Origin of the sequence: Nocardiopsis halophila DSM 44494 (genome assembly GCF_000341245.1) — a bacterium.
Taxonomy (GTDB): domain Bacteria; phylum Actinomycetota; class Actinomycetes; order Streptosporangiales; family Streptosporangiaceae; genus Nocardiopsis_A; species Nocardiopsis_A halophila.
In genome coordinates, this window is sequence record NZ_ANAD01000286.1 from 1 (window position 1) to 1,193 (window position 1,193).

Consider the following 1,193-nt stretch of genomic DNA (forward strand, 5'->3'; position numbering starts at 1 on the left):
CACGAAAACGGCCCGCAGCGGTCGAACAACCGCTACGGGCCGCCTCGGGGCGCGGCCGGCGCGCCCCTACCCCTGGGCACCCTCGGCCTCCGGTCCGGCCGACGCGCCGCGCGGGCGCCGCCCGGGGCCGCGCCCCGACGTGGGCACCGAGGCCAGGCGCTCGGCGATGGCCTCGGCCTCCTCGGCCAACTCCTCGGCGGACATCCCCTCGGTCAGGCGCCGGTACTCCCGGGCCGCATCCGCCCCCCGCAGCACTTCGACCACATCGGGCACCTGGTCCACGGCCCACCCGGGCCAGGTGCCCACGTGCACCGGCGGCGCCGGCAGGTCATCGGTGCGGGACAACCGCTTGGTGATGGCCGATTTGCTCACGCCCACCAGGCGCGCCACCTCGGCCGTGGATAGATACCGGTCCACCGCGGACCCTCCCATGCGTGCTATGTCTGCGTAGTTGACAAATCAGGACGAGGGTACGCACCCGCACCCGCCGAGTCAACACCGCAGACAAGAGCGCGCCGACGCCGGCCCCGGCCGCGCGGGCGCCGCCCGGGGCCTCACGCCGCGGCGCAGTAGGCGGCCAGGCGCGCCGCCATCGCCCCATCGACGTCGCCGGCGGCAACCGCCTCGGCGAGAACCCCGGGCAGCGGGCCGCCGGCAGGCTCGGTTTCGGCGCAGGCGTAGGGGGTGCGCCCCAGAGCGGCCCACGCCGCGGCGACGTCGGCCGGCGCCGGAACCACCGCGCTGGTCAGCGACCAGCACTCCTCGGGGTAGACCGACGCCCCGTGCTTCCAACCGGTCGTCTGGCGCCAGGCCAGCACGTACCCGTCGGGGGCGGTGAACACCGCCTCCATCACAAGTCGGCCGTCCCCGTCCTCATGGTCATAGCTGACGTCGGCCGGCCGCAGGCCCAGGCCCTCGGCCACGGCCGCGATGTAGGGGGCGTGGGGTAGCGCGGTATCGATCACGGCACCAGGATGCCGCGCACAACCCGCCGACCGCCCGGGGAAACACAAGATCAGCCCCGCCCCTGGCCGGCGGCTGGCTAGCACCCGCATGCGCGCAAGCGGGCATGCCGGTGTACCGGTACACGCGCATGCGCGCATGCCGGTCAGCGGGCGCGCCCGCGGCGTTCGGCCCTGCCCGGGGACGGGGCCTGGTCCAAGGCGGCGATGATCTGCTCAGGCGTCATCTGC

At 75.2% G+C, this 1,193-nt stretch carries 2 protein-coding genes; both read right to left on the reverse strand.

Going from position 1 to position 1,193, the window contains the following annotated elements; translation table 11 throughout:
- Positions 1-66 precede the first annotated feature (66 nt).
- The gene (locus tag D450_RS0128985; protein ID WP_017542122.1) at positions 67-417 is read right to left on the reverse strand and encodes a hypothetical protein; all 351 of its coding nucleotides are present in this window, start codon (positions 415-417) and stop codon (positions 67-69) included.
- A gap of 137 nt (positions 418-554) precedes the next feature.
- On the reverse strand, positions 555-965 hold the full coding sequence (locus tag D450_RS0128990) for a DUF6292 family protein (protein WP_017542123.1): 411 nt from the start codon (positions 963-965) through the stop codon (positions 555-557).
- Positions 966-1,193 lie beyond the last annotated feature (228 nt).